Annotated in this window: 25 protein-coding genes and 1 tRNA gene; 16 read left to right on the top strand and 10 right to left on the bottom strand. The window is 30.0% G+C overall.

Annotation, left to right across the window (positions count from 1 at the left end):
• Positions 1-350 precede the first annotated feature (350 nt).
• The gene (locus B4A23_RS06985) at positions 351-1,280 is read left to right on the top strand and encodes a glutaminase (RefSeq protein WP_221856736.1); all 930 of its coding nucleotides are present in this window, start codon (positions 351-353) and stop codon (positions 1,278-1,280) included.
• Here the strand turns inward: B4A23_RS06985 and cmk are convergent.
• On the bottom strand, positions 1,270-1,956 hold the full coding sequence (gene cmk / locus B4A23_RS06980; RefSeq protein WP_291118391.1) for a (d)CMP kinase: 687 nt from the start codon (positions 1,954-1,956) through the stop codon (positions 1,270-1,272). The genes B4A23_RS06985 and cmk overlap by 11 nt on opposite strands.
• Positions 1,957-2,007: 51 nt before the next feature.
• Entirely contained in the window at positions 2,008-3,033 is a 1,026-nt protein-coding gene (gene porQ, locus B4A23_RS06975) for a type IX secretion system protein PorQ (protein ID WP_286501719.1), read from the bottom strand.
• 117 nt (positions 3,034-3,150) lie between these two features.
• Here porQ and B4A23_RS06970 point away from each other — a divergent pair, with 117 nt between their 5' ends.
• Positions 3,151-5,421 carry a DUF2339 domain-containing protein gene (locus B4A23_RS06970; RefSeq protein ID WP_291118388.1) on the top strand — a complete coding sequence of 757 codons (2,271 nt, stop codon included), beginning with the start codon at positions 3,151-3,153 and terminating at the stop codon, positions 5,419-5,421.
• 15 nt (positions 5,422-5,436) lie between these two features.
• On the opposite strand, the gene B4A23_RS06965 is transcribed toward B4A23_RS06970, so the two are convergent.
• A complete protein-coding gene (locus tag B4A23_RS06965) occupies positions 5,437-6,732 on the bottom strand; it encodes a mechanosensitive ion channel family protein (protein WP_286486792.1) in 1,296 nt (431 codons plus the stop codon).
• Between the two features lie 159 nt (positions 6,733-6,891).
• Between B4A23_RS06965 and zupT the strand changes: the two genes are divergently transcribed.
• Positions 6,892-7,674, top strand: coding sequence for a zinc transporter ZupT (gene zupT, locus B4A23_RS06960; protein ID WP_291118385.1), 783 nt, complete (start codon positions 6,892-6,894; stop codon positions 7,672-7,674).
• 55 nt (positions 7,675-7,729) lie between these two features.
• Here zupT and B4A23_RS06955 read toward each other — a convergent pair whose 3' ends face one another.
• Positions 7,730-9,013, bottom strand: a complete 1,284-nt coding sequence (locus B4A23_RS06955; RefSeq protein WP_414647062.1) for a glycosyltransferase family 2 protein — start codon at positions 9,011-9,013, stop codon at positions 7,730-7,732.
• A gap of 551 nt (positions 9,014-9,564) precedes the next feature.
• Here B4A23_RS06955 and B4A23_RS06950 point away from each other — a divergent pair.
• The 8 genes from B4A23_RS06950 to B4A23_RS06915 all read left to right on the top strand — a co-directional run bounded on the left by B4A23_RS06950 (position 9,565) and on the right by B4A23_RS06915 (position 15,152).
• Positions 9,565-9,888 (top strand): hypothetical protein, encoded by a 324-nt coding sequence (locus B4A23_RS06950; RefSeq protein WP_286512600.1) that lies wholly within the window; start codon positions 9,565-9,567, stop codon positions 9,886-9,888.
• A gap of 271 nt (positions 9,889-10,159) precedes the next feature.
• Entirely contained in the window at positions 10,160-11,464 is a 1,305-nt protein-coding gene (locus tag B4A23_RS06945; RefSeq protein ID WP_291118382.1) for a tyrosine-type recombinase/integrase, read from the top strand.
• Between the two features lie 443 nt (positions 11,465-11,907).
• Positions 11,908-12,210, top strand: a complete 303-nt coding sequence (locus tag B4A23_RS06940) for a helix-turn-helix transcriptional regulator (RefSeq protein WP_291118380.1) — start codon at positions 11,908-11,910, stop codon at positions 12,208-12,210.
• A 1-nt stretch (position 12,211) separates the two neighbouring features.
• The gene (locus B4A23_RS06935; RefSeq protein WP_291118378.1) at positions 12,212-12,487 is read left to right on the top strand and encodes a helix-turn-helix domain-containing protein; all 276 of its coding nucleotides are present in this window, start codon (positions 12,212-12,214) and stop codon (positions 12,485-12,487) included.
• 95 nt (positions 12,488-12,582) lie between these two features.
• Positions 12,583-13,521, top strand: a complete 939-nt coding sequence (locus B4A23_RS06930; protein ID WP_291118377.1) for a hypothetical protein — start codon at positions 12,583-12,585, stop codon at positions 13,519-13,521.
• A 205-nt stretch (positions 13,522-13,726) separates the two neighbouring features.
• Positions 13,727-14,422, top strand: coding sequence for an antA/AntB antirepressor family protein (locus tag B4A23_RS06925; protein WP_291118375.1), 696 nt, complete (start codon positions 13,727-13,729; stop codon positions 14,420-14,422).
• Positions 14,423-14,433: 11 nt separating this feature from the next.
• A complete protein-coding gene (locus B4A23_RS06920; protein WP_291118374.1) occupies positions 14,434-14,781 on the top strand; it encodes a hypothetical protein in 348 nt (115 codons plus the stop codon).
• Positions 14,782-14,816: 35 nt separating this feature from the next.
• On the top strand, positions 14,817-15,152 hold the full coding sequence (locus B4A23_RS06915; RefSeq protein WP_291118373.1) for a hypothetical protein: 336 nt from the start codon (positions 14,817-14,819) through the stop codon (positions 15,150-15,152).
• A gap of 89 nt (positions 15,153-15,241) precedes the next feature.
• Here B4A23_RS06915 and B4A23_RS06910 read toward each other — a convergent pair whose 3' ends face one another.
• Positions 15,242-15,511, bottom strand: coding sequence for a helix-turn-helix domain-containing protein (locus tag B4A23_RS06910; RefSeq protein ID WP_291118372.1), 270 nt, complete (start codon positions 15,509-15,511; stop codon positions 15,242-15,244).
• 148 nt (positions 15,512-15,659) lie between these two features.
• On the opposite strand from B4A23_RS06910, the gene B4A23_RS06905 reads away from it, so the two are divergent.
• The 3 genes from B4A23_RS06905 to B4A23_RS06895 all read left to right on the top strand — a co-directional run bounded on the left by B4A23_RS06905 (position 15,660) and on the right by B4A23_RS06895 (position 17,051).
• A complete protein-coding gene (locus B4A23_RS06905) occupies positions 15,660-16,007 on the top strand; it encodes a hypothetical protein (RefSeq protein WP_291118370.1) in 348 nt (115 codons plus the stop codon).
• Positions 16,008-16,010: 3 nt separating this feature from the next.
• Entirely contained in the window at positions 16,011-16,295 is a 285-nt protein-coding gene (locus tag B4A23_RS06900) for a hypothetical protein (RefSeq protein WP_291118368.1), read from the top strand.
• Positions 16,296-16,373: 78 nt separating this feature from the next.
• Positions 16,374-17,051 (top strand): hypothetical protein, encoded by a 678-nt coding sequence (locus B4A23_RS06895; protein WP_291118366.1) that lies wholly within the window; start codon positions 16,374-16,376, stop codon positions 17,049-17,051.
• A 205-nt stretch (positions 17,052-17,256) separates the two neighbouring features.
• On the opposite strand, the gene B4A23_RS06890 is transcribed toward B4A23_RS06895, so the two are convergent.
• A complete protein-coding gene (locus B4A23_RS06890; RefSeq protein ID WP_291118364.1) occupies positions 17,257-21,414 on the bottom strand; it encodes a tape measure protein in 4,158 nt (1,385 codons plus the stop codon).
• A 161-nt stretch (positions 21,415-21,575) separates the two neighbouring features.
• On the opposite strand from B4A23_RS06890, the gene B4A23_RS06885 reads away from it, so the two are divergent.
• Entirely contained in the window at positions 21,576-22,064 is a 489-nt protein-coding gene (locus B4A23_RS06885) for a hypothetical protein (RefSeq protein WP_291118362.1), read from the top strand.
• A 620-nt stretch (positions 22,065-22,684) separates the two neighbouring features.
• Here the strand turns inward: B4A23_RS06885 and B4A23_RS06880 are convergent.
• The 3 genes from B4A23_RS06880 to B4A23_RS06870 form a co-directional block, all read right to left on the bottom strand.
• The gene (locus B4A23_RS06880; RefSeq protein ID WP_291118360.1) at positions 22,685-23,548 is read right to left on the bottom strand and encodes an Abi family protein; all 864 of its coding nucleotides are present in this window, start codon (positions 23,546-23,548) and stop codon (positions 22,685-22,687) included.
• A gap of 162 nt (positions 23,549-23,710) precedes the next feature.
• Positions 23,711-23,791: transfer RNA gene (locus tag B4A23_RS06875), tRNA-Leu, on the bottom strand.
• 60 nt (positions 23,792-23,851) lie between these two features.
• Positions 23,852-24,634 (bottom strand): MBL fold metallo-hydrolase, encoded by a 783-nt coding sequence (locus B4A23_RS06870; protein ID WP_286501713.1) that lies wholly within the window; start codon positions 24,632-24,634, stop codon positions 23,852-23,854.
• Positions 24,635-24,676: 42 nt separating this feature from the next.
• On the opposite strand from B4A23_RS06870, the gene B4A23_RS06865 reads away from it, so the two are divergent.
• Positions 24,677-26,119 (top strand): TonB-dependent receptor, encoded by a 1,443-nt coding sequence (locus B4A23_RS06865; protein ID WP_280046177.1) that lies wholly within the window; start codon positions 24,677-24,679, stop codon positions 26,117-26,119.
• Positions 26,120-26,239: 120 nt separating this feature from the next.
• Here the strand turns inward: B4A23_RS06865 and B4A23_RS06860 are convergent, their stop codons facing one another.
• The gene (locus B4A23_RS06860; RefSeq protein WP_291118355.1) at positions 26,240-26,824 is read right to left on the bottom strand and encodes a hypothetical protein; all 585 of its coding nucleotides are present in this window, start codon (positions 26,822-26,824) and stop codon (positions 26,240-26,242) included.
• Positions 26,825-26,840: the final 16 nt, after the last annotated feature.

The following is a 26,840-nucleotide window of genomic DNA, read 5'->3' as shown; positions in this document are numbered from 1 at the left end:
TATTGAGGTTGCAAATATACGTACCCTTTTTCTGCTTTTCCAAACATAATTTACATTTATTTTACATTCTTCTCTTAAGTTACTGGTATGATGAGAAATATTTTTTGATTTTTTTTGATTTAAAACGGGAGATAGGAGATTTTAGACGGAAAAAGCCCGTTTTTACCGCAGAAAATGATTAGACGTTTTGCTTTTCTTGAACAAAAGAAAAGTAAAATGGATACTTTTGAAAGAGCGACTCGGGAGGAATTCCGTGAAACGGGATACATTTAATTAAAAAAATAAATAAACTTCTAATTTTGTTTAACGTGTAAAATAGATTTACATTCATACTATATATAATATGCGCGATGATTTCTAAAGAAAAAGAATATTTTGAGATAATAAATAAGATTTACCTAAAAGTAATTGAAGAAGAGAATTTGGGTGAAACAGCTAACTATATACCAGAATTATCTAAAATAGATGGTGAGAAGTTTGGAGTTTCTTTATTGTTTACAGATCAACTTCAATTTGGATTTGGTGATTGTGAAGAAAAATTCTCGATTCAAAGTATTTCAAAAGTGTTACTTTTGGCTTTAGTTTATAGAGAAATTGGCGAGAAAATTTGGGAAAGAGTTGATGTAGAACCTTCGGGAACACCTTTTAATTCATTGTTACAATTAGAAACTGACAAAGGAATTCCTAGAAATCCATTTATTAATTCGGGCGCTTTAGTGGTTTGTGACATCTTAATTGATATTTGTGATGATCCGAAAGCATATTTTTTGGATTTTATTAAAAAGGTTTCTGGTAATTATTCTATTCAATATTCTGATAAAATTGCAAAAAGTGAATTTTCTACCGCTTATCGCAATGCAGCTTTGACAAATTTTATCAAATCTTTAGGCAATATTCATAATTCTCCTGACGAAGTTCTAGATTTGTATGTTTATATCTGCTCGATTGAAATGTCGTGTATGGAATTGAGTAAAACTTTTTCTTTTTTGGCCAATAAAGGAAAAAACTTGTTTGATGATTATCAAGTTTTGAACATTAGTCAAACAAAACGAATCAACGCTATTATGCAAACTTGCGGTTTCTATGATGAATCTGGCGAATTTGCTTTTCGAGTTGGATTACCAGGAAAAAGTGGTGTTGGCGGAGGAATTGTTGCAATTATGCCTAAATATTACATTGTTTCAGTTTGGAGTCCTAAACTAAACTTAAAAGGAAACTCTTATCGAGGAATGAAATTTCTGGAAGAATTTACAACCGCAACAGAGGATTCTATTTTTTAGAATTAATAATCTCCATCACTTTATTCACCGTTTCTTCCAAATTCATGTCCGAATTATCAACTTCGATTGCGTCATCAGCTTTACGAAGTGGAGAATATGCGCGATGAGAATCGATATAATCTCTTTCGTTCACATTTTTCAACACTTCATCCAAAGGAATATTTTTCCCTTGTTGTTGATATTCTAAAAAGCGACGTTGTGCACGAACTTCCGGTGAAGCTGTGACAAAAATTTTGATATCTGCATTAGGAAAAACAGTTGTCCCAATATCTCGACCGTCCATCACAATACCTCCTTTTTCTCCCATTTGCTGCTGAAGCGCTACACAATAATCGCGAACAGCAGGAATTTCAGAAATTGGACTAACCATTTTAGAAACTTCCATCGTACGAATATCTGCTTCCACATTTTCTCCATTCAAAAAGGTAAGATTCTTTTGAGTCGTAAGATCTTGTTGATATTCTATCTTGATATCAGATAAATTGGTTATTAATGCTTGCTCATCAATTTTATTATCGACAATATACTGATGTTGAAACGCATACAAAGTCACAGCGCGATACATTGCACCACTATCAATATGTGTATAACCAAGATTTTTTGCAATAATTTTTGACATCGAACTTTTTCCTGTAGAAGAATATCCGTCGATTGCAATAATTAAATTTTCTTTCATCTATATAGAATTGAAGACAAAGATAAGATTTTATAGTTGTTTGAAAAGTTTTTATAACCAAGGATTACTTCTCCAATAATCTCGACCTTGAATAATTCGGTCTAAATTGAGAATCAAACCAAAGTGATTAGAACCTCCAGATTTGTGGTAATTCGCATGACTAAACTCAAATCGGAACGCATTTATACGGATTCCAAAACCATACGTTAAGCCAGATAGAGAGCGAATTCCTTCGGCTGCTAATTCATTTCCTCGTTTGAAATTATATCCTAAACGCATATTAAAATCAGATTCGGGAAATAATTCTGCACCAACCGAAAGGTGATCAATCATTTTTCTTCCAGCAGAAACTTCTTGTCCGTTTTTATTATAAGGTTGAGAAATATCAAACTTCTGCAAATCGTGCAAAGAAAACGTAAATTCTAACGGAACATGTTCTAATCGATGCGAAATCCCCAAATTAACTTGCGTTGGCATATCTTCTTTTTTGCCATTATACGTTTGAATTTGTTGACCGATATTACGCACAACCAACGAAACATTGATATTTTTATCGAAATCGTGGTACGAAAGACCTAAATCTCCCGCTATTGCCGAGGATTTATATGATTCGATTGTAGAATTAATGTATTTTAAATTTGCTCCAACTGTCCAATAATCGCCCAAAATACGTGCATAACCAACTGTAATTGCGGCATCATTTGCTTTGAAATTCCCTGTCACATTTCCATTTTCGTCAGTTCCAATTAATTTTCCATAATCAACATATTGACCATGAACAGAAACAAAGTTTTCTTGATCGATTTCATAAACCGTCGAAAATGTTCCGAAATCTACATCCGCAATATAATTGACGTAATTGATTCCGAATTGACCGTGCATTTCTCGGTTCATCAACGCAGGATTCCATAAAGAAGAATTTGGATCTGCATCCCAAGAAGTTGCTGCATTTCCTCCCAAAGCCGCTTGACGTGGAGAAGTTGTAATGTTCAAAAACTCGTAAACACGCGTTCCATCTTGCGCAAAAATCGAAGTCGATAGCGCGATAAACAATAATGTACTTAGCTTTTTAAACATTTAGCAAAAATAAAGATTTTGTAGAATAACGAAAACAGAATGATTTTGGTATATGCAAAACAAAATTTTAGGCTTTCTGAAAAAAAGCTTAACTTCAATTTACCTAAAAAACACTTTATGGAATTTTTTATTGCCATTATTATATTCGTATTGATTGTGATTTTGTTTAATAAAGTTTCGCAACTAAAAAAACAAATTGATTATCAAGAAACTAAGCTAAAACATTTGCAAGAGCAATTGGATGCAAAAGAAATTAAAACTGAATCAAAACCAATTGTCGAGCAACCAAAAATAGTTGAAGAGAAAAAAATTGAACCTCAACCAGAAGTTGTTTCCTACAATAAAGTCGAAACGCCAAAACGTATTTTTGACGAAATTCCTCCAAGACAAACAACTGAAAGCAGTTTTGATAAAAATATCAACAGCGCAATTGCATTTATCAAAGACAATTTCTTGACGATTTTCGGAATTGTAACCTTAGTTCTGGGAATTGCTTATTTCGTAAAATATGCAATTGATCAAAATTGGATCAACGAAACTTTCCGCGTGATGATTGGAATTGGAGTTGGTTTAGGAATTATTGGAATTGCTCATTTTATTCGGAAAAATTTTGAAATCTTTTCTTCCATCTTAATCGGTGGCGGATTAACCGTTTTATATTTCACTTTAACCATCGCCTTCCGAGAATATCATTTACTTTCTCAGAATACCACTTTTGGATTATTAACAATTGTGACGATTTTTTCTATCGTGATGGCAATGTTATATAATCGACAAGTTTTAGCCATTTTCTCGATTATTGGTGGTTTTACCGCTCCATTAATGATTAGTACTGGCGAAAGCAATTTTGTATTTCTATTTGGTTATTTGACGATTTTGAACTTGAGTATGCTGTACATGGCTTGGAGAAAAAACTGGCAAATCATTTCATTTATCGCGTTTGCTTTTACCTTTATATATAGTATTGTGTGGATTGACGATTCCAAAACCTCAACGCAATATCTTTTCTTTGGCTTGCTTTACGTTATTTTTACGGTAACAAGTTTGCTGAATTATTTCAAAAAAGGAGAATTTTTGGTTTGGAATTGCCTTTTACTAATTTTCAATACCATTTTATCAACCGTTTTAATTTCTTCGGTTTATTATTTTATTGTTGGAAATAATAATGGTTTGATGGCTTTCTTATTTGGATTGATAAATGCTTTCGGTGCATTTTACATCTATAAAACATCTAAAAATAATTTATTACAAAATACCTTAATCGGTTTGAGTATTGCGCTTATCACAACTGCAATTGCATTACAATTTAAAGCAAATGTCGTTTCGATTTGTTTCGCGATTGAATCAACCTTGTTACTGTTTCTTTGGAAAAAAAGTAAAGAAAACATTTTCAAAGTCTTTTTCATTGCCATGTTTCCTTTTTTATTGATTGCTTTATGCGTCAATTGGTTTGATTATATCGATACTGAAAAACATTTAGCCGTAATTTTCAATCACGTTTTCATCACAAGTTTTATTGCATTAATTTGTTCTATTGCGAATATATATTTGATGAAAGATTTCGAAACCGAAGAACAATTTCTAGGTTTCAAGCTCAATCATTCTAAATTTATTTTCATCTCAACATCACTTTTATTGATGTACACAGGAATTTTGTTCGAATTAATTTACCAAATCGAACCGTATTTCAACTTTATGATGATTGTAAGTTATGTATTGATTTATACATTATTCTTTATTGCATTTGTTTTAGCTCTGCGCGAAAAACTAAACTTAGGAAATGCTTTGCAACTTATTTTACAAATTTCTGCAGCTTTCTGCATTCTATTTTTACCAATGTTTGCTGAAATTCCGTTGTTACCAAGCAAAATAAATTACAACATCGGTAATTATTTTCTTTATTTGAGTTATCTCATTCCGACAGCTTACATTATTTATTTAGTTGTAAAAAGTAACGATTTCCAAAGCTCCAAAGCAAAACAAATCATCAGCATGCTTGTATTGGTTTATGTGATTAGTTTCGAGAAATACAATGGTTTTATGTTGATAACACTTGAGGAAAGTTCTTCTAATTTTTCGCATCAATCTGATATTTTCCGAATGATATTATTGCCAATTATTTGGGCAGTTTTAGGATTTGTATTGATTTATTTCGGATTAAGAAAACAACTGAAAGGTTTTCCTATTGTTGGAATTATATTATTTGGATTGATTATTCTAAAATTATATTTCGTTGATGTTTGGGAAATGAGCAACATTTTCAGAATAATATCTTTTATTGTTTTAGGAATTTTAATCTTATTGACTTCTTTTATGTATCAAAAACTAAAAAATTTGATGGTTAATTTGATGGAAAAACCGAGCGAAAACAAAGAAGCCGAACAGTAATGTTCAGCTTCTTTGTTAATTATTTTTTTTCAATGCTTCAGCAATTACACGCATATCATCCGAAGAAGGCGACTCGAAAATTTCTAAATGAAAATATGGAACAACCGCAATAATATGATCAAAAATATCAGCCATAATCACTTCATATTCGTTCCAAACTGTTGTATTCGTAAACATAAATAGTTCAATTGGCAAACCGTGTTCGGTTGGTTGAAGTTGTCGAACCTCGAACATCAAATCTGTTCTAATTTTTGGACTATTATAGGTATATGTCTTGATATATTGTCGAAAAAGACCAATATTCGTCATTCGTCTTCCATTCGCTAAAACTGTCGGATCAACTTTATTCGATACATTATATTGATTGATTTCATTCGTTCTATCTACAATAAAATCATGTAACATTCGGATTTTTTTCAACTCTTCAATTTCTTCTTCTGTCAAAAATCGAATCGAATTCATTTTAATATTTATTGAACGTTTAATGCGTCTTCCACCTGCATTTTGCATACCGCGATAGTTACGAAACGAATCTGAAACTAAGGCATACGTTGGAATTGTTGTAATTGTTTTATCAAAATTCTGAACTTTTACCGTTCCTAAATTAATTTCGGTAACCGTTCCGTCTGCGCCATATTTTGTCATTTCAATCCAATCACCCACGCGCACCATATCATTCATCGAAACCTGAATGCTCGCCACAAAACCTAATATCGAATCTTTAAAAACCAACATCAAAACTGCCGAAGCTGCTCCCAAAGAAACCAAAAATGTAATAGGCGATTTCCCTGTCGCAATCGAAAAAATTAGGATTCCGCAAACAAAGAAAACTAAAATATTCATCACTTGCAGATAACTATCAATTGGTTTATCCGAAAAAGATTTATTACCTCGAAGAAAATCCCTGAACGATTTAAAAATTGCATTAAACAACAACCCAACAGCAATTACCAATGCAACATCTGTAATTTGCATCGCAATTTTGATCCAATTCGGAAATCCTTTGAAAATAAGTGGAATTGCTTCTTTGGCGACAATTACTGGAACAATATGTGTCGCGAATTGTAAAACCCTGTTCTTGATCAATAAATCATCAATCTTGGTTTTACTTTTTGCAATAAAGTTGGTTAAAACGAGTAATAACACTTTTCGTAATAAAAAATCGATCGCATATAATATAATAACTAACAAAATTGACAGAACAATTGTTGTCATTATTGTAGTAGAATAACTCGATAATCCCAATTTGGCAATCATTTCGAGCATTGAGCGATACACATCGCTTTGAATATTTTCGTCTAAAAGTTCCATTTCAATAAAAACTAATAGAACAAAAATAAGTTTATCCTTTTCATAATTTACAACAACTGATAAATTACATTGAAATTTATTGGTTTCTTAATTTATCTTGGTTCAAAACAATGAAAAGATTACATTTGTTAGATTAATCTAACTTATTTATTAAAATTAATGTTTTCAAACCCGTTGATATTTGCTTTTAGTTTAACCTTTCTTGCCGGTATTAGCACTGGAATTGGAAGTCTTTTGTGTTTATTGTACAAAAAATTCAATCCAAAATTCTTAGGCGTAATGTTAGGAATTTCTGCTGGTGTAATGCTTTATGTCTCTTTTGTAGAAATTCTGACCAAAGCAAAATTATCTTTATCAACAGTTTTTGGAGAAAAATTAGGTTACACATATACTTTATTTGGTTTTTTTGCTGGAATTTTAATCATTATTTTAATCGATAAACTATTACCTCATCATCATTGCGAAGAAAATAAAACAGAAACAAACGATCAGAAATTATTACGTTTGGGATTATTTTCAGCTTTAGCTTTATCAATTCATAATTTTCCTGAAGGATTAGCAACTTTTTTGTCCGCTTTAGAAAATCCAACTTACGGAATTTCTATTGCATCAGCTATTGCTATTCATAATATTCCAGAAGGAATTGCCGTTGCTATTCCAATCTATTACGCTACAAAGAATAGAAAAAAAGCATTTCTATACTCTTTTTTATCAGGATTAACAGAACCTATTGGCGCATTAATTGGCTATTTTGTATTGTTACAATTTTTTGATGAATCAATTTTTGGAGCAATCTTCGCAAGTGTCGCAGGTATGATGGTTTACATTTCGATCAATGAATTAATTCCGACCGCAAACGAATACGCTGGAAAAAAATTATCAACTTACGGAATTGTAATCGGAATGTTTGTAATGGCGGTTAGTCTTGTACTTTTTATGTAAAAACAAAAAAACTTCCCAATGAGAGAAGTTTTTGTATGAATTTATATTTAAAATTTTAAGTTGTCTGAGGTAATTCTCTCGTTAACCAACCACTTCTTCCTGCTGTTACAATGGCATAAGGCGTAATCCAAAAAAGCGTGAACATATAGAAAATACTGTAAACGTATGCTAATAAAGCTTCGTTAAAATTGTATTTTTTCGCATAAAAAATCATCTGAATACTTGAAAAAACTAAAACGCCAGACAATGTACTTGTGATGAATAAAATTGGATGTGTTGCAACAAAAAAGATTAAAATTAAAAATAATGGAATTGCCATGATTAATTTTACCCATTGCATCATCAGAATTATACGAGTTCCTGCTGTAGAACCCTCTCTAAAGTTGGTGAAAGCAAATTTTGTCATCATAATATTCTCACGAACATTACTTCTCTCCCAACGAATAAACATTTTGTATAAATTCTTATAACGCTCTGGAGTATTGGTATAAACCATTGCATTTTTCTGAAAATAGACATGTTTACCTTGCTTCAAAATCATATTTGTCAAAGCTCTATCCTCACCGATTGTACTTGGTTGCCCTAAAAAAGATTGATTTATCCATTCTTCCAAACAATTATGTACAACATCTTTTCTGTAAGCCGCTAACGCTCCAGGTGTACAAAACACAGAACCTAACGCACTTTGAGCAGATCGAACAAACTCAAAACTGAATGTAAAACTAACACTCAACATTTTTGGAATCAAACCTTTTTCTTTATTCAATACACGAACATTACCAGCGACAGCACCACAATTTTCGTTCACTACAAAAGGACTTACCAAGTTTCTAAGCGTAGATTCATCAACAATAGAATCACTATCAACCGTCACAAAAACATCACCTTTTCCAATTTTGAAACCTTTATATAATGCATGACGTTTTCCCATATTTTTTGGCTGTTGAAAAAGTGTAACGCGATCGCCTAAAACTTTCTTCGCTTCAAGAAGCCATTTCCATGTATCATCTTTACTCCCATCATCAACGGCTAAGATCTCTAATTTTTCGGGTGGATAATTACTATCAGCCAAACTCAACAAAGTATCATATACTAATTTTCCTTCATTATATGCCGGAACAATAATGGTACAAGTTGGTAAATCTGCATCAGCAACATTTTTGACCGGTTTATATTTTATGAATAAATAGCCTAAATAAAAAAGGAAGGAAGTTTTAACAATAAGAAGTGCCAATCCAAGGCTATAAATAATAACACCCCACCAGGTAGATAATTTTGTGCTGTGCCATTGTAGAAATTCATTTTGGTAAATAAACAAAAAAAGAATAGAAGTTAGCATAATCACAAAAGTTGTAGCAATAACTAGATAATCTTTCTTTGTAAGGCAGTTTTTAGAAATTCTCTCTATGAATTTATTTCGTAAAGACTTTTTTTCTTGTTCATCCGATCGAATAACCTTTAACACTGTCTTATGCTCCGTGGTGGATAACAAAGTCGTGTTTGCCAGATTGTTTTTTGAATCTATAGTAGTCATCTGAGTAATTTTAAAGTTTTAATTAAAAACTGAGTAAAATGACAACTACTATGCCACCTAACGTTAATATAAAACTCAAGAAGTTAAATCTTTATTAAAAATTAAACACTTATAAACGACTGATTCTTAATAAAATTTCAATATGTATTCTACTTAAAAATTAGACGTATAGTATGTTACATTTTAATCTGATTTCTTAATAAAAACAAAAAAACTTCCCGAAAAGAGAAGTAATTTTGAGAAATGATATAAATTAACACATGAGGATTTTGTTACTGCAAATGTATGCAGCAAATAAAACTCAAAGCTTAACAGAATATCAATAGATTGTTAAGCGAAGATTAAATAGAAAGATTATGAAAAATATAGTTTTACTTTTTTGCTTTACTATAATTTATAGTTGTTCGTCGTCTTCAGATTTTCACAACATAAATGATCCTATTGAAGATGGAAAGTATTGTGCAAATATCAAGGTTAAAACGAATAAGTCAACAAAGACATATCAATTAACCATAACAGCGAAAAATAATTATTTACAGAAAATTGATTGGCCAAATGGTGGATGGCTGGATAATACGCATTACAAACTTCCTGAGTTTTATGAAAACGAAGCTACTTTTACAGATGATAGAGCCCGAAAATTTGAAGTAAAAATTATAGAAAAAGGAGAATGTAAATAAAAAAAGCTCGAAACATTAGTTTCGAGCTTTTGCTTAGTACTCGGAGTGGGAATCGAACCCACACTCTCACCGATTAATCTAAATAATTTTTAAATATATCTAAAAATAAGGGCAAAACCTCTTAAATAGACATTTTATATACTATTTATAATTCTTTACAAATATAATAAAGTACAATGAAATACAATAATATTTAAAATCGGTTGTCAAACGGTTGTCAAAAATAGCAAAATGACATATATTTGAATTGTTCAATTTTAATATTAAAGGTATGGCTACGTTAAAATTTGTTTTACTAAATAAAACAGACAACGCACAGATATATTTAAGGTTTTCAGTAAACCGACAAATCAACTTAAGAAGAAAAGTAGGTTTATCAATAAATGCGAAAGACTGGAGTACTACAACCAATCTACCTAAACCAAATAACGAAACGAATAAACTATTAAAAAATAAACTTGAAAGACTTTCATTGTTTGTAAACGATCAATTCAATGAAGATAGCACAAAGGGTACTGTAATAAATAATAACTGGTTAACATCTGCAATAGATAAATGTTTTAATCGAGTTGAGAAAACGGACTTATCAATCTTTGCAAACTATATTCAACATATCATCGATAATGCTGCAACAAGAGAACAACGCAACGGGAAAATAGGAATTTCAGATGGCACTGTAAAAAATTACAGAATGTTTAAAAACATTATTACTGAATATGAAAAGACAATCAAAAAGACAATTCTATTTAGTGATTTAGAAAAGTCATTTACAGATCGTTTTAAAATATGGTTATTGAATGAAAAGAAATACACTATCAATTATACTGGTAAACAATTCGAACACATTAAAAGTGTATGCGTATCAGCGTCAAAAGACAATATAACAGTTACTAATAATTCAATCACTTTAAAAGGATTTAGACAGAATGACAAAGAGAGATATATTCATACATTATCTTTTGATGACTTAGATAAAATTTATAATACTGAAATGCCTACACCTCATCTTAAAGAGGTAAAAAAATGGTTATTAATTGGTTGTTACATTGGTCAACGTGGAGGCGATTTATTAAATCTTACATCAAACAATATTAGATTAAAAGAAAATGCTGTATATATCGATTTAGTTCAGCAGAAAACAGAAAAATTTGTTACTATTCCAGTTCTAAAAGATTATGTAATAGATATAGTATTAAATGATTTTCCAAAAAAAATATCTTTAAATAAAATCAATACTCACATTCAAAAAGTTTGTGAAATAGCCGAAATTGATGAGGTTGTAAAAGGCTATATAGCTGATGAGAATAATAGGAAGAAACTTCTAACATCTTTACCGAAATATAAATTTATTACTTCACATTCTTTTAGAAGATCCTTTGCTACTAATTTTTACCGAAAAATGCCTACACCTGTATTAATCGGTATTACTGGACATAGTGAAGAAAAAATGTTTTTGAAGTATATCAATCAAAAGGCAGATAAAGACACTAATGCCGATGCCTTTGCTATGTATTACGCTCAAATGATGAAAAAAGAAGAACCAGTATTAAGAGTTATTAAATCGAATAATCTTTAGTTCTTACAATAGTTAAAATAAAGTTAAAAAACAAAATCAGAAGTAATTAGAATTACTTCAAATTACTTCGAATTACTTAAAGAGGAAATTTAAAACAATGTTGAAAAATGTAAAACAGCGTTGATTTAAGGTAGATTTTAAGATTCTGTTAACACTCAAAAAAAGACAAAAAAGTGTACTTTTTTTTAAACAAGAAAGTGTGCATACATTTGAAAAAGAAATGAAAGAAAAAGTAAATACTTTTAAAAAATAAATATAAAAAAGGCAACAAATTAGAAATTCATTGCCCGTGTTGTAATAATATTTGGATTGTTTGGCGACGTACAAATATTATTAATAAACAAAACTAAGTATATGTATGATATTTCCAAAACATTTAGGTGTATTTGTGAATATTTTAGGTTTTGAACACTTCTAATATTGTTGCTCATAAATTCTTAATTATGAGTGCAAAAACGAAACAAATTCAATTTATTGGAATTGATCCAACAGAATTGATCCAGCAGCTAAAAACTTCTTTAATAGCTGAAATTATCCCTCATTTAGAAATTAATAAACCAAACAATGATTTGGGTTTATTATCAAGGAATGAAGTAATGAATTTATTAAATATAAGTTCATCAACTTTATCAAGATGGCAGAAAGAAAACATTATCCCTTTTATAAAAATAGGAGAAGGTGAAAGTTGTAAAGTATTCTTTAAACGTTCTGAAATAGAAACAATGTTAAATATTAAATCTAATTAATATGAAACAAGAGTTTTTCATTTTAACTAAAGAACAATTGCAAGAAGAAATTCAAAACGGATTAAAGGCGCAATTAGCTGATTTTGCAAAGAACTTTCAACCGAAAGAGCCAAACGAATATTTAACTCGTCAAGAGGTTGTCGATATGTTACAAATAACATTTGGCACATTAAATAACTGGTGCAAGAATGGTAAACTAAAACCATTAGGAATCGGATCGCGTATTTACTTCCTGCGTGCTGAGGTCGAGAAAAGTTTAAAACCAATAACACTTTGATTTAAAAGCAAAAAAAGAGGCTCGATAAACGTGCCTCAATTGTTCAATTTTAAAATATTGCTGATATCGTAATATTTTAATCAAAGTTAATGATTATGGTTGACTTATTAAAACTAAGAACCTCAAATAATCAAATAATCAATAGTTTATTATTACACCCAGATTTCATAGAATGCAAGCCTATTAATAATTATTACACTTCTTTAAAAAATAAGAATGGATTTAAGATTGGTCTACATTTTAGAAAAGCAATAGAGAAAGGTTTTACAATTGGGTATGGTTATGTAGATGTTTTAGTAAGTCCACATTATCATAAGAACAACTACCTACATAACGGAGATGATTTTACGCCTTTGGAATGCATTAAATCAATTAATGAAATATTAGATTATTTAGAAATTAAAAAAGAGGAAAGAAAAGAGTTACAAGTCGTAAATATTGAGTTCGGTTTAAATATTATTCCTAACTCAGATGCTCAATTAATCTTTGATGGTTTACTTCTTTACAAACGTTCGAAGTTTAGTATTAAATATTATGATATTGAAACGTTTAAAATATCCGAAGCAACTAAATACAAAGAGATAAAAGCGTACTTAAAAGGTTTACAATTCTTGGATTACCCTGCTTATAACATTGATAAAAATACATTAAGGTTTGAAGTAAGAAGTAAAGAATCTAAAAAGATTAAATCTCTAGGGATATACACTATTTACGATCTACTGAAAATTGAAACTTACGAAATGTTATTTAAAGAATTATTGAACGAATGGGACTTAGTATTGCTTATTAACTTACATATTGATAAATCTCAAATTAAAGAAAAGGATATAGCTTTTTTGGACGATTGTAGTAGTGTTGAATATTGGGAAGATTTAATGAATTCAAAGCATAGAAATACGTATTTGATTAACAAGAAAAAGTATTACAAAATCTTATTAATTAAAAACAATTTTCATACTGAGATTAAAGCTAAAATGACGGAAAAAATAAATAATTTTTTTAGTGTGCAAATTCCACACAGAGAACCTGCATAAAAAGGGAGTTTTAAAAAATGCTCCATTGATAAACGTGGAATTTGCACATTTTTTCAATTAAAAAAAGAAAAAAATAACGCTAAAAAAGAAAAAAAATAGTGTTAAAAATGAGAAGATAGTAGAGAATAAAAATATACCCGAAAACAAGATTTGATAACAGAATAGAAAGTAATTAGAATCAATCAATTTTTTAATAAAAATTATTATGAAAAAAAATACAACAGAAAGATTTGAGTTGATAAAAATCAATCAATCAGAAAACGGGAATAAAACAGTATTAGCAAGCGAGCTGTACAAACTTCTACAACCAAAGACACAGTTTAGAATTTGGATAAAAAGAATGTTCAAATATGGATTTGTTGAAAATGTAGATTATTCAATAATTACCAATGAAAATATTTTGCACGTCAAAAATGATCATCAAAAAAGTACGGAATGTTTGCCGATCAAAAATGATCAGCAAAAAACAAGAAAAAGTTCAAGAGGTGGTCATAACATGAAAGATTATCTTCTAACAATTGAAAGCGCTAAATCTATTGCAATGGTTCAGCGTTCCGAAATGGGTAAACGCATTCGTAATTATTTTATTGAAGTAGAAAAGCATTACCAAGAGATTGCAACACCTAAGCAAATCGCAGAATTAAACAACCGCCTTAAATCGGTAGAAGAAAAGCAAATCAATTTCATCAATGATTGGTCGGTAGATAGATTTTTGAGAGCGAACGGAGTATTTAAGAAGCTTACAATAATCGAAAGGCAACAGCTCGGTAAATTATGCACAAAGGAGTATAAAAAAATAACGGGTAATCCTCCTAAGAAGGTACAGCACCCCTCTTATGTAAACGGACAAAATGTTTATCCTTATGAGTTGATTAGTAGAATGTATTCATCAAAATTTTAAACTGAATTACCATGACAAAGCAAGAAATCAAACAATACATTTTAGAATTAAACGAAACTGAAAAACTGGATCTATACAATTCAATTGCATGTCGATTTGGTTCAAGTGATGACATGATCCTTATTCACGATTCAAAGTTTTACGAAACCCAGTTTTTAAATTCGTCAGATGCTGAACAATCAAAAGTAGACAACACGATTAACGAGTCGGATAAATACGTCAAGATGATTGAATACAAAAAACTTGAAACATCAAACGACATTCTGGAATTAATGGAGATTGAAATCTTAATCAATTTAATTTTTGATAATCTCGATGAGGTTGTCGAAATGGGTTTAATCGAAAATAAGACGATTTAACAAACTTTAATTATAAAACTATACAAACATATCACATGATAGAAGAAAGTTTAAAAAGTGTCGATACGCGAAGGTTAAAAAGACAATTTGAAGGTAAAGGAGAAGTAAAAGGATTTCGATTCACTCAAATTGCAAGAAATGACTTTGCGGTAATTTATGAGAAAGTTTATAAAAACTATATTCAAACAACTTATGAAGTATTTGAGATTAAAGTTAACACACGATTTAACTCAGAATCTTATCCAACGTCAAAGGCGTTTGGTATTTGGGCGTTTGACGTTCCAACAATGAAATCAGCGATTGAGAAGTTTCAAGAAATATCTAAGAAAGTAAAAGAAAGAAGAAACAAAAAGGCGGAAGAAACAGTTTAACAGGTAAGTTTTTGGCGGAAGAAACTCTAATTAATTCGGAAGAAACTAAGGTTAAATCAGAATAAACCCTACTTATTGTAGGGTTTATATTAAATCTTTATTGTTCCAACTGGAATATATGAACCGTTTTTAAAAATATAAAGTGTTTCTTGTTCTCCAGGTTCTTTAGTTGAATTAAATAACTCTTTGATGTCAACATCTAAAACCTCAGCTATTTTTAATAGATTTTCTGGTTTAGGAAATGTACTTCCTTTAACGATATTTGATATTGTCATTTCAGAAACGTCAATTTTTTCAGCAAGTTCTTTACCGGTTAATCCTTTTTCTTTTAGAACTTCTTTTATTCTTAATATGCTCATAAACTTTATTTACTTGTAAAAGTAATAAATATAAACGCTACATATATAATAATCGAATAAATATATCTAAAAGTTTGTTTATATAAATCTAATACATATATTTGCAATCGAAAAATATATGTAACAATTATACTTTAATACAAAACACATGAATACATCACTAATCAAATTACAATCAAACGACATAATCGAAACTTCAAACCAATTAGATGAGGTTTCTTATTTCAATCCAGAAAACAAAGAAAGATTAATTAAGGCATTAGCTAATAATCGAAAGTTTGAATTTTTAATGTACAATCTTTGGAAAACAAGAGGTATTATATTTAACATTCTCCAGGATAACTACGACAAAACAACTGGAAAATATATAAATAATGTTGAGGGTAATTTCGGTAATCAATTCCATGCAATCAATAATTTGATAGGTATTTTATTAGAAGGTACTGACTGGAATCAAAGTCTATTTGTAAATAACGAACCAACCGAAAAACTTTAAGACATGAAAAATACTAAAACAGATTTAGAAGTAATTAACGGAATAAATCAAGAGCAAAAAGATTTATTCATTGATAGAATAATTGGTTTATTTACTAATAATCATTTGATAGAACATACAAAAGGAGGTTTTGCAGAGTTATTCAGCGTGTATATTCAAAGTCCAGAGTTTAAGAGATTGGACGATGATAGAAAGACAGATTTCTTACAAGTTCAATTCGAAATTTACGATATGTTTAATTTGATAGATAAACTTTCTGGAGATTACGGTATTGGAAAGTATAGTTAATAGAAAAACCTCATCAATTAGATGAGGTTTGTTGATTTAGAACATTTGTTTAAATTTGAAATATACAAATACCCTTAAATGAAAAAGAAACACAAAAAAAGACTCAACAAATATTTGACTCGTATTTTAATATTCGTATTAATTCCAATTATTCTATACCTTTTAATTTTTGGTAGCAATGGATTATCATTTAAATCAACAAACTGGTCTGAATTTGGAAGTTTTATAGGTGGATATGGTACACTTATTTTTAGTGCTGCAAATCTTTATTTTTTAATAAAAGTAGCATACACAATTAACCATTTAGATGAGAAGCGAAACAAACAAAACAAGATAGATTCTGTTAAACCTTTAGCAAGTATTAATACATTTTTAAGTTTAACTAAAAATTACGTTACTATTGAGATTCATAATAATGGATTGGGGCCTTTAAAAATAAAAGAAATAAAATATACAATTGAAGATAAAACATTCAATAATATTATAGATCTGATACATGATAATTTGTCTATTTCCAATCTTAGACCTAAGTTTAGAGCAAACAATATTGTTAATGGTGCTGTGATACCTATAAACTCTAAAATTGATATTTTATACTTAGAATTAGACGAAAATTCTAATCTTGCATTTGAAAAAAGTAATCTTGAAAATGCATTAACGAATAGAATAGTAACTGAATTAAATAAAATAAAAACAGAAATAATATACACTGATATTCATGATTCTAAAATTTACATCTTAAAAGATAACTCTTAATAAAAAATACCTCGTCCAAAAGATGAGGTATTTCTTATTATAGTGGAACAATTTCCTTAATTATTTTAGTCCATAGGTGCGCGCGCCCGCGTTTTTTTTTATAGTTCGTTAATTTTTGATTTGGCACTAAATGACACTTTTTGGCACTAAATTTATACTGCAATATAGTACAGTAATTAGAATTTTTTCAGTCCATAAAAAGACATTAAAAACCGTATGCTCGTCCTGCATTATCAAATTTGTTTAATATTCTGTTTAGTAATGTGTCTATTGTTCGAGTGTTAGCATCAATATTCGCCAATCTATCTAAACTTTGAAGTAAAATTTTGTTTGATTCAATTCGGGATTTATTCGCCTCAACAATAAGTAACCTCATCGCATTAACTTGCCCAGCTATCAATGATGCCGTTTCTTCTGAAACTCCTTTTATTGCTCCTGATAGTGAGTTTTCGTTCGGATCTACTAAATCTTTGAATAAATCAGAGTATTGTTCTAATGTTCCTTGAAAGTTTTGAGAAATCTCTTTTATCCTATCTCTAAAATCTTGCTGTTCCTCTGGAGATAATCCGTTCCAACCTTTCTCATCAACTCCCATATCTTTTTCAAGTTGATCTAATGCCTTTTTAAGTTCTTCCTCAATAAATCTCTTTTTAAGTTGATTTAAGACTGCGTTTTTAAGAACATCGTTCGCAACCTTTTCGAAAGATTTTGCTGCATCTTCTCCCTTACCGAATGCCTCGGCTAACGCGTCGCCCAAAGTTGATGCTAATTCTTTTGCAGATGTTTGTAAAATATCATTTGCAATATTCTCTTGTGTTTCTATGATTTGTCTATCGATACTTGAAATCGCGTCTTTCCATTCATTGATTTTATTTCTATCAGTTTTCTTTTTCTTTTCTTCATTCTGGATCATTTGCTCCATTAAAACTTTTTGCTCTTGTAGGTTTTTAATCTGGTCTTTTTGCATAGAATACTCTTTCCCTCCTAATGCTCGTTCGATAGAAAAACTTAATTCGTCATAGGCTCTTTTTAATTCTTTAACAGCCTCTTGTTGTTTCTTGATTCTCTTTTCTAAACGTTTATCTTTAGAACCTCCAAGGATTTTGGCTACCTCAACAACAACCTGTACTATACCCGCAACCATTTGCGCATAATTACCAGAAAAATAACCTTGAATTGCATTACCTACACCATTTACAATGTTTTGTACATGTTGAATAGTTTCTTTTACAGAATCATCTATATTACCTCCGAAAGCCTCGATTGCCTCGTCAGCCATATCAATGGTTTGTTTCAATGCATCAAAGTAAGTATTCATTCCATCAATCAACATTCCTACTCCTTCAAGTTTATCTTCGGAATCTTCACTATTAAATAACTTGTCCCAACCTTCCGAAATACCTTTCCATGGTTTAGCCTTGTTTACCTCATCTTTAATACTTCTAATTTGGTCGATAATAACTTTAAAATCTTCTGGACTCAGTTCCATTCCTAAGTCTGGATTGTTCAACATGCCCTCTAAATCTTCTATGATTTTTTCAAGAGATTCAACGGTCATTTTATCTAAGTCCTTAGTCATTAATTTCATGTAAGACTCTGAACTTTTCATTTGCTCTAATGCAATTTTTGATAAAGATTTCTTTTTCTGTCTTACGATTTCATTCTCTGTGTATTCGTTTTGTTTAAGTAATTCATCTAGTTTACTTTGGTTCAATTTTAATTCATTGTCATTTTGAAGTAATAACCTTGCATTTCTAATCGTTTTCAAATTAGTTTCAAACTCATCTTCTATTGTCTTTTTTTGTGCATTGAAATCTTGATAGTTTTTAAGTAAAAGATTATAATCAGTATTATTTGTAGGTGTATTTTTCAACTCCTTTTCTCGGTTCTTTTCACTTTGTTCAATAGCGTTTTGAGTAACTAAGATTTGTTTACGAATTTGAAGGATTTTTTCTTCGATTTGATTTTTTTTATCTGCGTTCTCTGGTAATGAATTATCTAAAGAATTTGATTCATTTAACAATCTGTCCACCTCATCGTTCGCGTTAAATATCTTGTTCTTAAGTAAGAATAATTGTTCATCAAATTTTTTATTGATTGCATCTAAAGGCGTGTATTCGTCCGTTAAGGTCTTGATTAAATCTTTTGCTGCATCATCAGTCTTTTTGATATTCTCTATTTCCTTCTCGTCAAGAAACTTTAATTTATCGACGCTGATTTGGTCTGTTTTTCCTTGAAGTTTTAATTTTTCTTCTTGAATTTTACCGAGAACTTCTAAAAGATTTTCAGATTCAGTAATTGAATCTTCAATCCCTTCTTTGAATTTGTCAAATGCGTTGAAGCCAATCGTTTTGAATAACTCATCATTGATAAACTGCAATTGTTTTACTTGTAGAACCGATTTGTTAGAAGTGTTTACTAATTGTTTTTGCAGCCTTCTTAAAAATTCCTCGTAAGTAGCTCCACTTTTAGAAAGTGTTTCGTATTGAATTTTTCCAGAGTTTTTTAGAACCAAATCATCTGAATTCATGTAGTTAACAAAACGCTCATAATCTTCTTTTACAGATTCGATTTGTTTTTTGTAGACTTCAAACGGATCTACTTCTTTTTTAGATTTTGTTTTTTTCTTATCACCAGAAACAGTTTGATCAATCTCAGTTACAACCTTTTCAATATCTGCCTGACTTTTGATTAATTCCTTTTCTAAATCTATTAATTGAGCGTCGTATTGAGATACTTCAAGATGTTTTTTATCTAAACCTACAATATTGTATATTTCTTTAGCTCTATTTGTTATAGCCTCTTTTGTCTTTAAAGATTCGCCTTCTTTTCTTGTAACATAATCTAAAACATCAGAATAATTCTTAAGTTGTTTTAACTCTTTATCAGTGCCAGCTATACGCATGAAAAAAGAGTTAACGCCGTTTATATATTGGTCAGCTCCTTTTGAACTTGCCTCAATTCTCTTGTTTACAATCTCATCATATTTCGCCTGGAAAGCCTTAGCCTTTGCATTCTTCAATAATGCAGTTGAATATGCATCAACCGCCTTAACAGCTAACTGAGTATTAATGTTTTCTAAATTTAGATTACCTAAATACTGAGGAGATATTTCGTTTATTTTTTTGATAGCTCTTAAACGTGCCTCTTTTGAAAGATTTTCATCTTTAGCAATTGCAATTAATCGATTCAATTCATCTTGTTCAGATTTTACCGACTTAGTAGCGTTTTCGGTTGCCTCACTAATATTGTTTTGCATCTTTTCAGCGTGACTAAGTTCAGAATTCAAATTATACAATACTGCAATTAACCCCGCAAGAGCTGCAGCCGCAATTGCATAAGGATTTGCAGATACAGCCATATTGAAAAGTAATTGAGCATCTTTCGCGCTTCGAATAGAAGTTGCTAATTGCAAAAACGCCTGTACATTTCCAAGAATAACTTGCGCTCTTTGCAATGCGATTGTAGCAATCAAGGCAGCCTTGTATACTCCATAGGTAGCAATTAAAATACCTAAAACCTTTCCTATTTCTTGATAATGTTCAACAACGTAAGATGCACCACTTATAACATCTGTTATAAATTCTTGCGAATCAGTTCCGATTTTGTTAAACATTTGTTCGATCTCATCTTGAAGTTTAGCAATTTGACCAGATATAGTTTTGGATTTATTTTCCATCATGTTATAAAATAATCCTCCTTGATCCGTTAAATCTTTAAGAACTTTCTCGACATCTTTAAATCCAACTTTTCCCTCTGAAACCATTTCAGCAACAGCAGATTGAGCAACTCCCATATTTTTTGCAATCATTGCAATCATCGGAACGCCAGCCTCAGTAAATTGACGCAAATCATCACCCATTAATTTACCTTTAGCCTTTACTTGTCCGTAAACTAAAATCAAACGCGACAACGGAACATCAAGGCCACTCGAAATGTCGCCTAACATCGAAAGTGTTCCAGTTAACTTTTCCGCTTCTACTTGGTAAGCTAAAAGTTGTTTTGCTCCTTTTGAAACCTCGCTAAATTGTAAAGGAGTATTTTTCGCAAGCTCAATCATTTCTTGCATCAAGGCATTTCCTTTTTCTTGAGATTGCAGCATTGTATTAAAAGAGATTTCTGTTTGCTCGAATTCACTTCTAATTTTTACCATTTGATTAATAAAATTCTTTGCAGCATCAACAGAAAGAAACGCACCTACACCAATAGCAAGATTATTTACTGATACGGTCGACTGATTGAAATTATTTCTAAGGTTGAGGTTAAATTCTGAAATAGCTCGATTTGATTCTCTAAGTGCATTTAAAAAAGGAGCGTTATTTAGCTCAAGGGTGTATCCTAATCTTCCATTACTTATATCCATTAATTGATTTTAAAATTAACATCTCAAAATTATTAACCGATATACCATTAATAGACTAAAAACAAAGAAGATAAAAACGAGTTACAACTTATATTTTGCGTAAATTTATAGTCAAATTCACATAATAGAATTATCAATTTTAATAAAGAAAAAACATATAGATGAACGAATTTTTATACTTAAACAAATACAAGATTAATGTAAGCGCATATACTTTTAATACTGATTCAAAGAATGATTTTTTTGATATATATAACATTAAACTCCAAAATGAAGATTTTAAAGAAAAAGATAATAGATTTTTTGCTCTTTCATTTCCTAATGAAAAATATTTTAAGGAACTGGGTTCAATTCATAAACCCAATATTAAAAGATTAACTCTTAATAATCTAACAAAGTTTAGTAATGACAGATTTGTGAATCTATTCAAAACTGAAAAAGATAATCTATACTATGGATCAATTAGAATAAACCAAACAAACAGAAAACAAAAATCATTAGTATTACTTCAATGTTATGAGAAAACAAACGAAATGATGTTAATTGTTATTGAAGATTTCTTTCCAGAAATAAAATCAAATATATGTAAAGAAGTGTTTGAGATAAACAATTCTATAATAGAACGAATAGACGAAATTCTTAAAAGGTAAATAACAATTATTTTAGTAGTTCTCGGGGCCCATAAAAAAAAGAAATTATCCTAATGTCGGATTTATGCGATCCTGATGATGTAACTACTGGTTACATACTTCTTTCGTCCTAAAAAAAGGGAAAGTATTTTGAAGTTCTCGGAGTCCATAAAAAAGAACCTTTTTAAACGGATTTGACCGTTGAATTATATAACAAAAAGGAAATGGCTGACCAATACGCGCACGCGCGAGGAATAAGGTAAAACAGTACGCGCACGCGCGAGGAAAATATCCAGAGTTTTGTCCGTCCTTAAAAAAAGAAAGATTTTTCCGTTGTCATTACACACGCGCACAAGAAATGAATTTCCTGAATTTTTTCAGTCCATAAAAAAGGGGTAAAGATTTTTCGTTAATCATTACATACGCACGTGAAACAATCCCGTAATTTTCCAAGTCCATAAGTATAATTAAGAATTATAGTTTGAGTAATTATTAGAAGTGAGTATTAAATAAAAAAACGAACCCAATATTAAAAAAATATTGGGTTCTTCTATTCTTATTTTAGAGTGCTCGTCATTAGCAAATATTTGTAAGAGGGGCACTTGTTTTAATAATTATAGTACAAAATTATATATTATATTTTATAAATCAAAACAAATATGAGTATTTATTATTTCGTTTAATAATTTATTATTCCTTGAATTATCAATTTTTGTTCTAATTTCTAGCTCTAACTCTGCTGCTCGATCTTCTGAAATTCTACTAAGAATAAATAGTATTAATTTAATAGATGCGTTTAGATTAGTAGCATTTCTTGTTATGAACTTATATTTTTTACTTCTAATTTTATTAATACCAATAGGTTGATTGTAATCATATAAAATACTATGATGAAAACATATATTTCTAATGTTAATTATAGAAATGAAATAGTTTTCTAATAAAACATAATCTTTAATTTTATATTGATTTGCAATTTCATTTTTTAAATCTTCTTCAATTATGTTATTATATATCTTCATTATTTGACCAAATGTCAAAAATTCGAAAACTTTCCATGCTGGAGCATGTTTACATTTGTATTTAGTATGATGATGTGTGAGTGTTTTCCTATCTTTTAGCTTGCTATAAATTTTTGTTAGATTACTTAAAATATCACTATTTATATATTTTTTGTTTATATACCAGCTATTATTATTTTTATAATTAATAGATCCATGATATAATAATTTGGTTCTAAAATTTACTTCAATTCTTAATATAGCTTTAGATAAAATATATTTTAAATCAACATCTAAATAGTATAGATCAACAACATCCATAAAATTTAAATTTTCTTGAAAATTATGATCTCCGTCTATTTCAAAATGATGCCAATAAAAACCTAGACGATAGTATCCTATATCTAACAAGATTTCTTTAGCCTTGTCAACATCTTCAATTATCATCCCTCTATCTAGTAATTTTTGAATTTGTTCTTCGATAGTTGTGGCAATTAATCCCATTACAAAATATTATTTTACAATATTACGCAATTGTATTTAAAGGAACTTGATGTATAAATACTATATATTTTTCAAAAACTAATCTTTTTTACAAATGGTTGTCAATCGGTTGTCAAAAATGAATAAAAAAAACCTCAACTAATTGAAGTTGAGGTTTTTCAGTACTCGGAGTGGGAATCGAACCCACACTCCAAAGGAACACGAGTTTGAGTCGTGCGCGTCTACCAATTCCGCCATCCGAGCCTTTATGGACTGCAAATATAATGTTAGTTTATTTATTTTTCCAACTATTTTTTAAACTTTTTACAGAATTATTTCTAACGTATCGTAAGCCAAATGTTTACCTTTTGGTAATTTTTCCTCTACTTCATCATGAAATCCCAAATGATGCGAAATATGTGTAAAATAAGTCTGTTTCGCACCTATCAAATCCGAGTACCGTATTGCTTCATCTAATAATATATGCGAAAAATGTTCTTGTTCTACTCGCAACGCACTAATGATTAAAACTTCAACTCCTCGTAATTTTTCTAGAGATTCTGTTGGAATCGTTTTTACATCCGTTAAATAAGCAATTTTATCATCAATTAAATAGCCCAAAATAGGCAAAGGTCCATGCAAAATTTTTATTGGTTCAATCGTAAATCCAGCAACCGAAAATTTATCTTCTTCTATAACATTCTCAATCACCGTTGGCACTCCAGGATATTTATGTTCAGCAAACATATATGGAAATCGATTATGTAATTCATCCAACACTCTCTTCAAACCATAGACATTCATATCTTCTCCCGATTTGAAAACCAATGGTCGAATATCATCCAATCCTAAAACATGATCATTATGCTCGTGTGTATACAGGATTCCATCTAACCTTTGCGCATTATAACGCAACATTTGTTGTCTAAAATCTGGTCCACTATCTATCGTAACAACCTTTCCATCTTTTTCTAACAACAAAGAAGAACGCAAACGTTTATCTTTTTGATTTGTTGACAAACATACTGGATGATCGCTACCAATAATCGGAATTCCTTGTGAAGTCCCAGTTCCTAAAAAATGTATTTTTATATTTGATTTAGCCATAATGATTTGGTAAATTTACCACAAACTATTTGAAATTAAAATATGGCATTAGAACAAGTTCTTACTCCTAAACAAAAAGCTTTAGAGATAAATTTGAATCCGAAAATATACGGTTCTTTTGCAGAAATTGGAGCAGGTCAAGAGACCGTTCGTTTTTTTTATCGCGCAGGTGCTGCTTCGGGTACTGTTGCAAAAGCGATGAGTGCTTATGACAAAGAAATGTCCGATTCGATATATGGTGTAGAAGAAAATCGTCGCTATGTGACACAAGCTCGCCTTAAAAAGATGCTGGATCATGAGATGGAATTGATGAAAGAGCGTCTAATACACGATCACTACAAAGAAAAAGCATTTTTTACGTACGCAAATACAGTGACAACAATTGATTATTCGAAGAAAAATGAAGGTCAAGGTTGGATTGGTTTACGTTTCAAATTGAATGCAGAAGAAGAAAAAGCAAACGAGATTATTTTTCACGTAAAATTCAAAGAAAATACGGCTCAATTGCAACAAGAAACTTTAGGTGTTTTGGGTGTTAATTTGATTTACGGTGCTTATTATTACTACGATAATCCTCGAAAATTAATCAAATCTTTGTACGATACATTGGATAAAGATCAGTTAGAAATTGACATGATTAACTTTCGTGGTCCACAATTCAAATATGTTGATAATCGTTTGATGTCGCTTCAATTGGTTAAAAATGGAATGACTGATGTTGCGGTTTTCAATCCACAAGGAAAAAATATTTTACCTGCCGATTTATTATACAAGAAAAATATCTTCGCTGTTCGTGGCTCTTTCCGTCCTTTTATGAATGTAAATATGGATATGTTCAAAGGTGGTTTAGAAATTTTCAAACAAGAAGATGATGTTCGAACAGATAATACCGAAATTTTATTCGAGATTACGCTTTCTAACTTGATTGCTTCTGGTTTTGAAGGCGAATTGAATGAACGTGATTTCTTAGATCGCGCTGATATTATTGGTAGTTTAGGTTACAATGTTATCATTTCTAATTTTTCTGAATATTATAAATTGGTTGATTATTTCTCAAAATTCACTCGAAATCAAACCAAAGTTGGTTTAGCAATGGGTGTTAATAATTTGGTCGAAATTTTCAATGAGCAATATTATGCCGATTTACCTGGCGGAATTATGGAAGCTTTCGGAAAATTATTCAAGAAAAATGTAAAAGTTTATCTGTATCCATATTTAGACAAAGAAAAAGATATTTTGTTGACGTCGAAAAATCTACAAGTAAGTGATAGTGTGCACGAATTGTACAAATATTTCTTGTATAACGGAAGAATTCAAGATATTTTGAATTACAACAGAGGTTATTTAGATTCTTATTCGCGCCGAATTTTAGAAAAAATTGCCAATGCCGAACAAGATTGGGAAAACGAATGTCCAGAAGGTGTTGCAGATATGATCAAAGACCGTGGAATGTTTGGCTACAAATTGAAATATATTTTGGAGTAAATTCTAGTATGTCAATCTGAACTCGTTTCAGATTCTCATCATAAACAATATGCGATGTTGAAATAAATTCAACATAAAAAACCACTTCTGCAGAAGTGGTTTTTTATTTTAATAACCTCATTATTTATTGATAAAATTTTTAAAATCATTAAATAAAAGCTGAAAAGTCTTTTCCAATTGAACATCTGAAGTAGTAGAAGCCGAAACTCCTTCATGTTTAAACTCTAAAATTGATCCTGATTCTTTCGCATAAATCTTTTCTAAATTTTGTAAATCATAAGCTTCAAGAATAATATGATACTCTCTTTTCACCTGATTATTATTCATTGAATTATCTTTTTTACCATTTTTATAAGCAGGCTTTAATAATGTTTTCAACAGTAATAAATAATCTTTATTTGTCTGTTCTTTTATTAAAATTAATTCATCTTCCGTCAATTGATATTTAAAATCATTTACATCAAAATCTATAAAATTTTGTTGAAGATATAATTGAGAACCAAAAAGAGATTTGAAATCATTATCAACCTTTTCATTAAATTTTACAGCATTAAATGGAAAATTATTTTTAACCAATAAAAAGGTTTTGTCAAGATGAACTAATTTCTTATCTAGATTTAATAATACATCTGTTAATGCATATTTTGGTGAGTAACAAGAATTAAAAAAGCATAAAATACAACCAAATAAAAATATTTTTCTCATACATAAATATTAGTGA

It is taken from the genome of Empedobacter sp. UBA7248, assembly GCF_002472945.1.
Classification (GTDB): domain Bacteria; phylum Bacteroidota; class Bacteroidia; order Flavobacteriales; family Weeksellaceae; genus Empedobacter; species Empedobacter falsenii_C.
This window is presented reverse-complemented; position numbering and strand designations above follow the sequence as displayed.

Coding starts and splice junctions, on each gene's coding strand:
- B4A23_RS06985 (WP_221856736.1), top strand. CDS start 351: ATGATTTCTAAAGAAAAAGAATATTTTGAGATAATAAATAAGATTTAC.
- cmk (WP_291118391.1), bottom strand. CDS start 1,956: ATGAAAGAAAATTTAATTATTGCAATCGACGGATATTCTTCTACAGGA.
- porQ (WP_286501719.1), bottom strand. CDS start 3,033: ATGTTTAAAAAGCTAAGTACATTATTGTTTATCGCGCTATCGACTTCG.
- B4A23_RS06970 (WP_291118388.1), top strand. CDS start 3,151: ATGGAATTTTTTATTGCCATTATTATATTCGTATTGATTGTGATTTTG.
- B4A23_RS06965 (WP_286486792.1), bottom strand. CDS start 6,732: ATGGAACTTTTAGACGAAAATATTCAAAGCGATGTGTATCGCTCAATG.
- zupT (WP_291118385.1), top strand. CDS start 6,892: ATGTTTTCAAACCCGTTGATATTTGCTTTTAGTTTAACCTTTCTTGCC.
- B4A23_RS06955 (WP_414647062.1), bottom strand. CDS start 9,013: ATGCTAACTTCTATTCTTTTTTTGTTTATTTACCAAAATGAATTTCTA.
- B4A23_RS06950 (WP_286512600.1), top strand. CDS start 9,565: ATGAAAAATATAGTTTTACTTTTTTGCTTTACTATAATTTATAGTTGT.
- B4A23_RS06945 (WP_291118382.1), top strand. CDS start 10,160: ATGGCTACGTTAAAATTTGTTTTACTAAATAAAACAGACAACGCACAG.
- B4A23_RS06940 (WP_291118380.1), top strand. CDS start 11,908: ATGAGTGCAAAAACGAAACAAATTCAATTTATTGGAATTGATCCAACA.
- B4A23_RS06935 (WP_291118378.1), top strand. CDS start 12,212: ATGAAACAAGAGTTTTTCATTTTAACTAAAGAACAATTGCAAGAAGAA.
- B4A23_RS06930 (WP_291118377.1), top strand. CDS start 12,583: ATGGTTGACTTATTAAAACTAAGAACCTCAAATAATCAAATAATCAAT.
- B4A23_RS06925 (WP_291118375.1), top strand. CDS start 13,727: ATGAAAAAAAATACAACAGAAAGATTTGAGTTGATAAAAATCAATCAA.
- B4A23_RS06920 (WP_291118374.1), top strand. CDS start 14,434: ATGACAAAGCAAGAAATCAAACAATACATTTTAGAATTAAACGAAACT.
- B4A23_RS06915 (WP_291118373.1), top strand. CDS start 14,817: ATGATAGAAGAAAGTTTAAAAAGTGTCGATACGCGAAGGTTAAAAAGA.
- B4A23_RS06910 (WP_291118372.1), bottom strand. CDS start 15,511: ATGAGCATATTAAGAATAAAAGAAGTTCTAAAAGAAAAAGGATTAACC.
- B4A23_RS06905 (WP_291118370.1), top strand. CDS start 15,660: ATGAATACATCACTAATCAAATTACAATCAAACGACATAATCGAAACT.
- B4A23_RS06900 (WP_291118368.1), top strand. CDS start 16,011: ATGAAAAATACTAAAACAGATTTAGAAGTAATTAACGGAATAAATCAA.
- B4A23_RS06895 (WP_291118366.1), top strand. CDS start 16,374: ATGAAAAAGAAACACAAAAAAAGACTCAACAAATATTTGACTCGTATT.
- B4A23_RS06890 (WP_291118364.1), bottom strand. CDS start 21,414: ATGGATATAAGTAATGGAAGATTAGGATACACCCTTGAGCTAAATAAC.
- B4A23_RS06885 (WP_291118362.1), top strand. CDS start 21,576: ATGAACGAATTTTTATACTTAAACAAATACAAGATTAATGTAAGCGCA.
- B4A23_RS06880 (WP_291118360.1), bottom strand. CDS start 23,548: ATGGGATTAATTGCCACAACTATCGAAGAACAAATTCAAAAATTACTA.
- B4A23_RS06870 (WP_286501713.1), bottom strand. CDS start 24,634: ATGGCTAAATCAAATATAAAAATACATTTTTTAGGAACTGGGACTTCA.
- B4A23_RS06865 (WP_280046177.1), top strand. CDS start 24,677: ATGGCATTAGAACAAGTTCTTACTCCTAAACAAAAAGCTTTAGAGATA.
- B4A23_RS06860 (WP_291118355.1), bottom strand. CDS start 26,824: ATGAGAAAAATATTTTTATTTGGTTGTATTTTATGCTTTTTTAATTCT.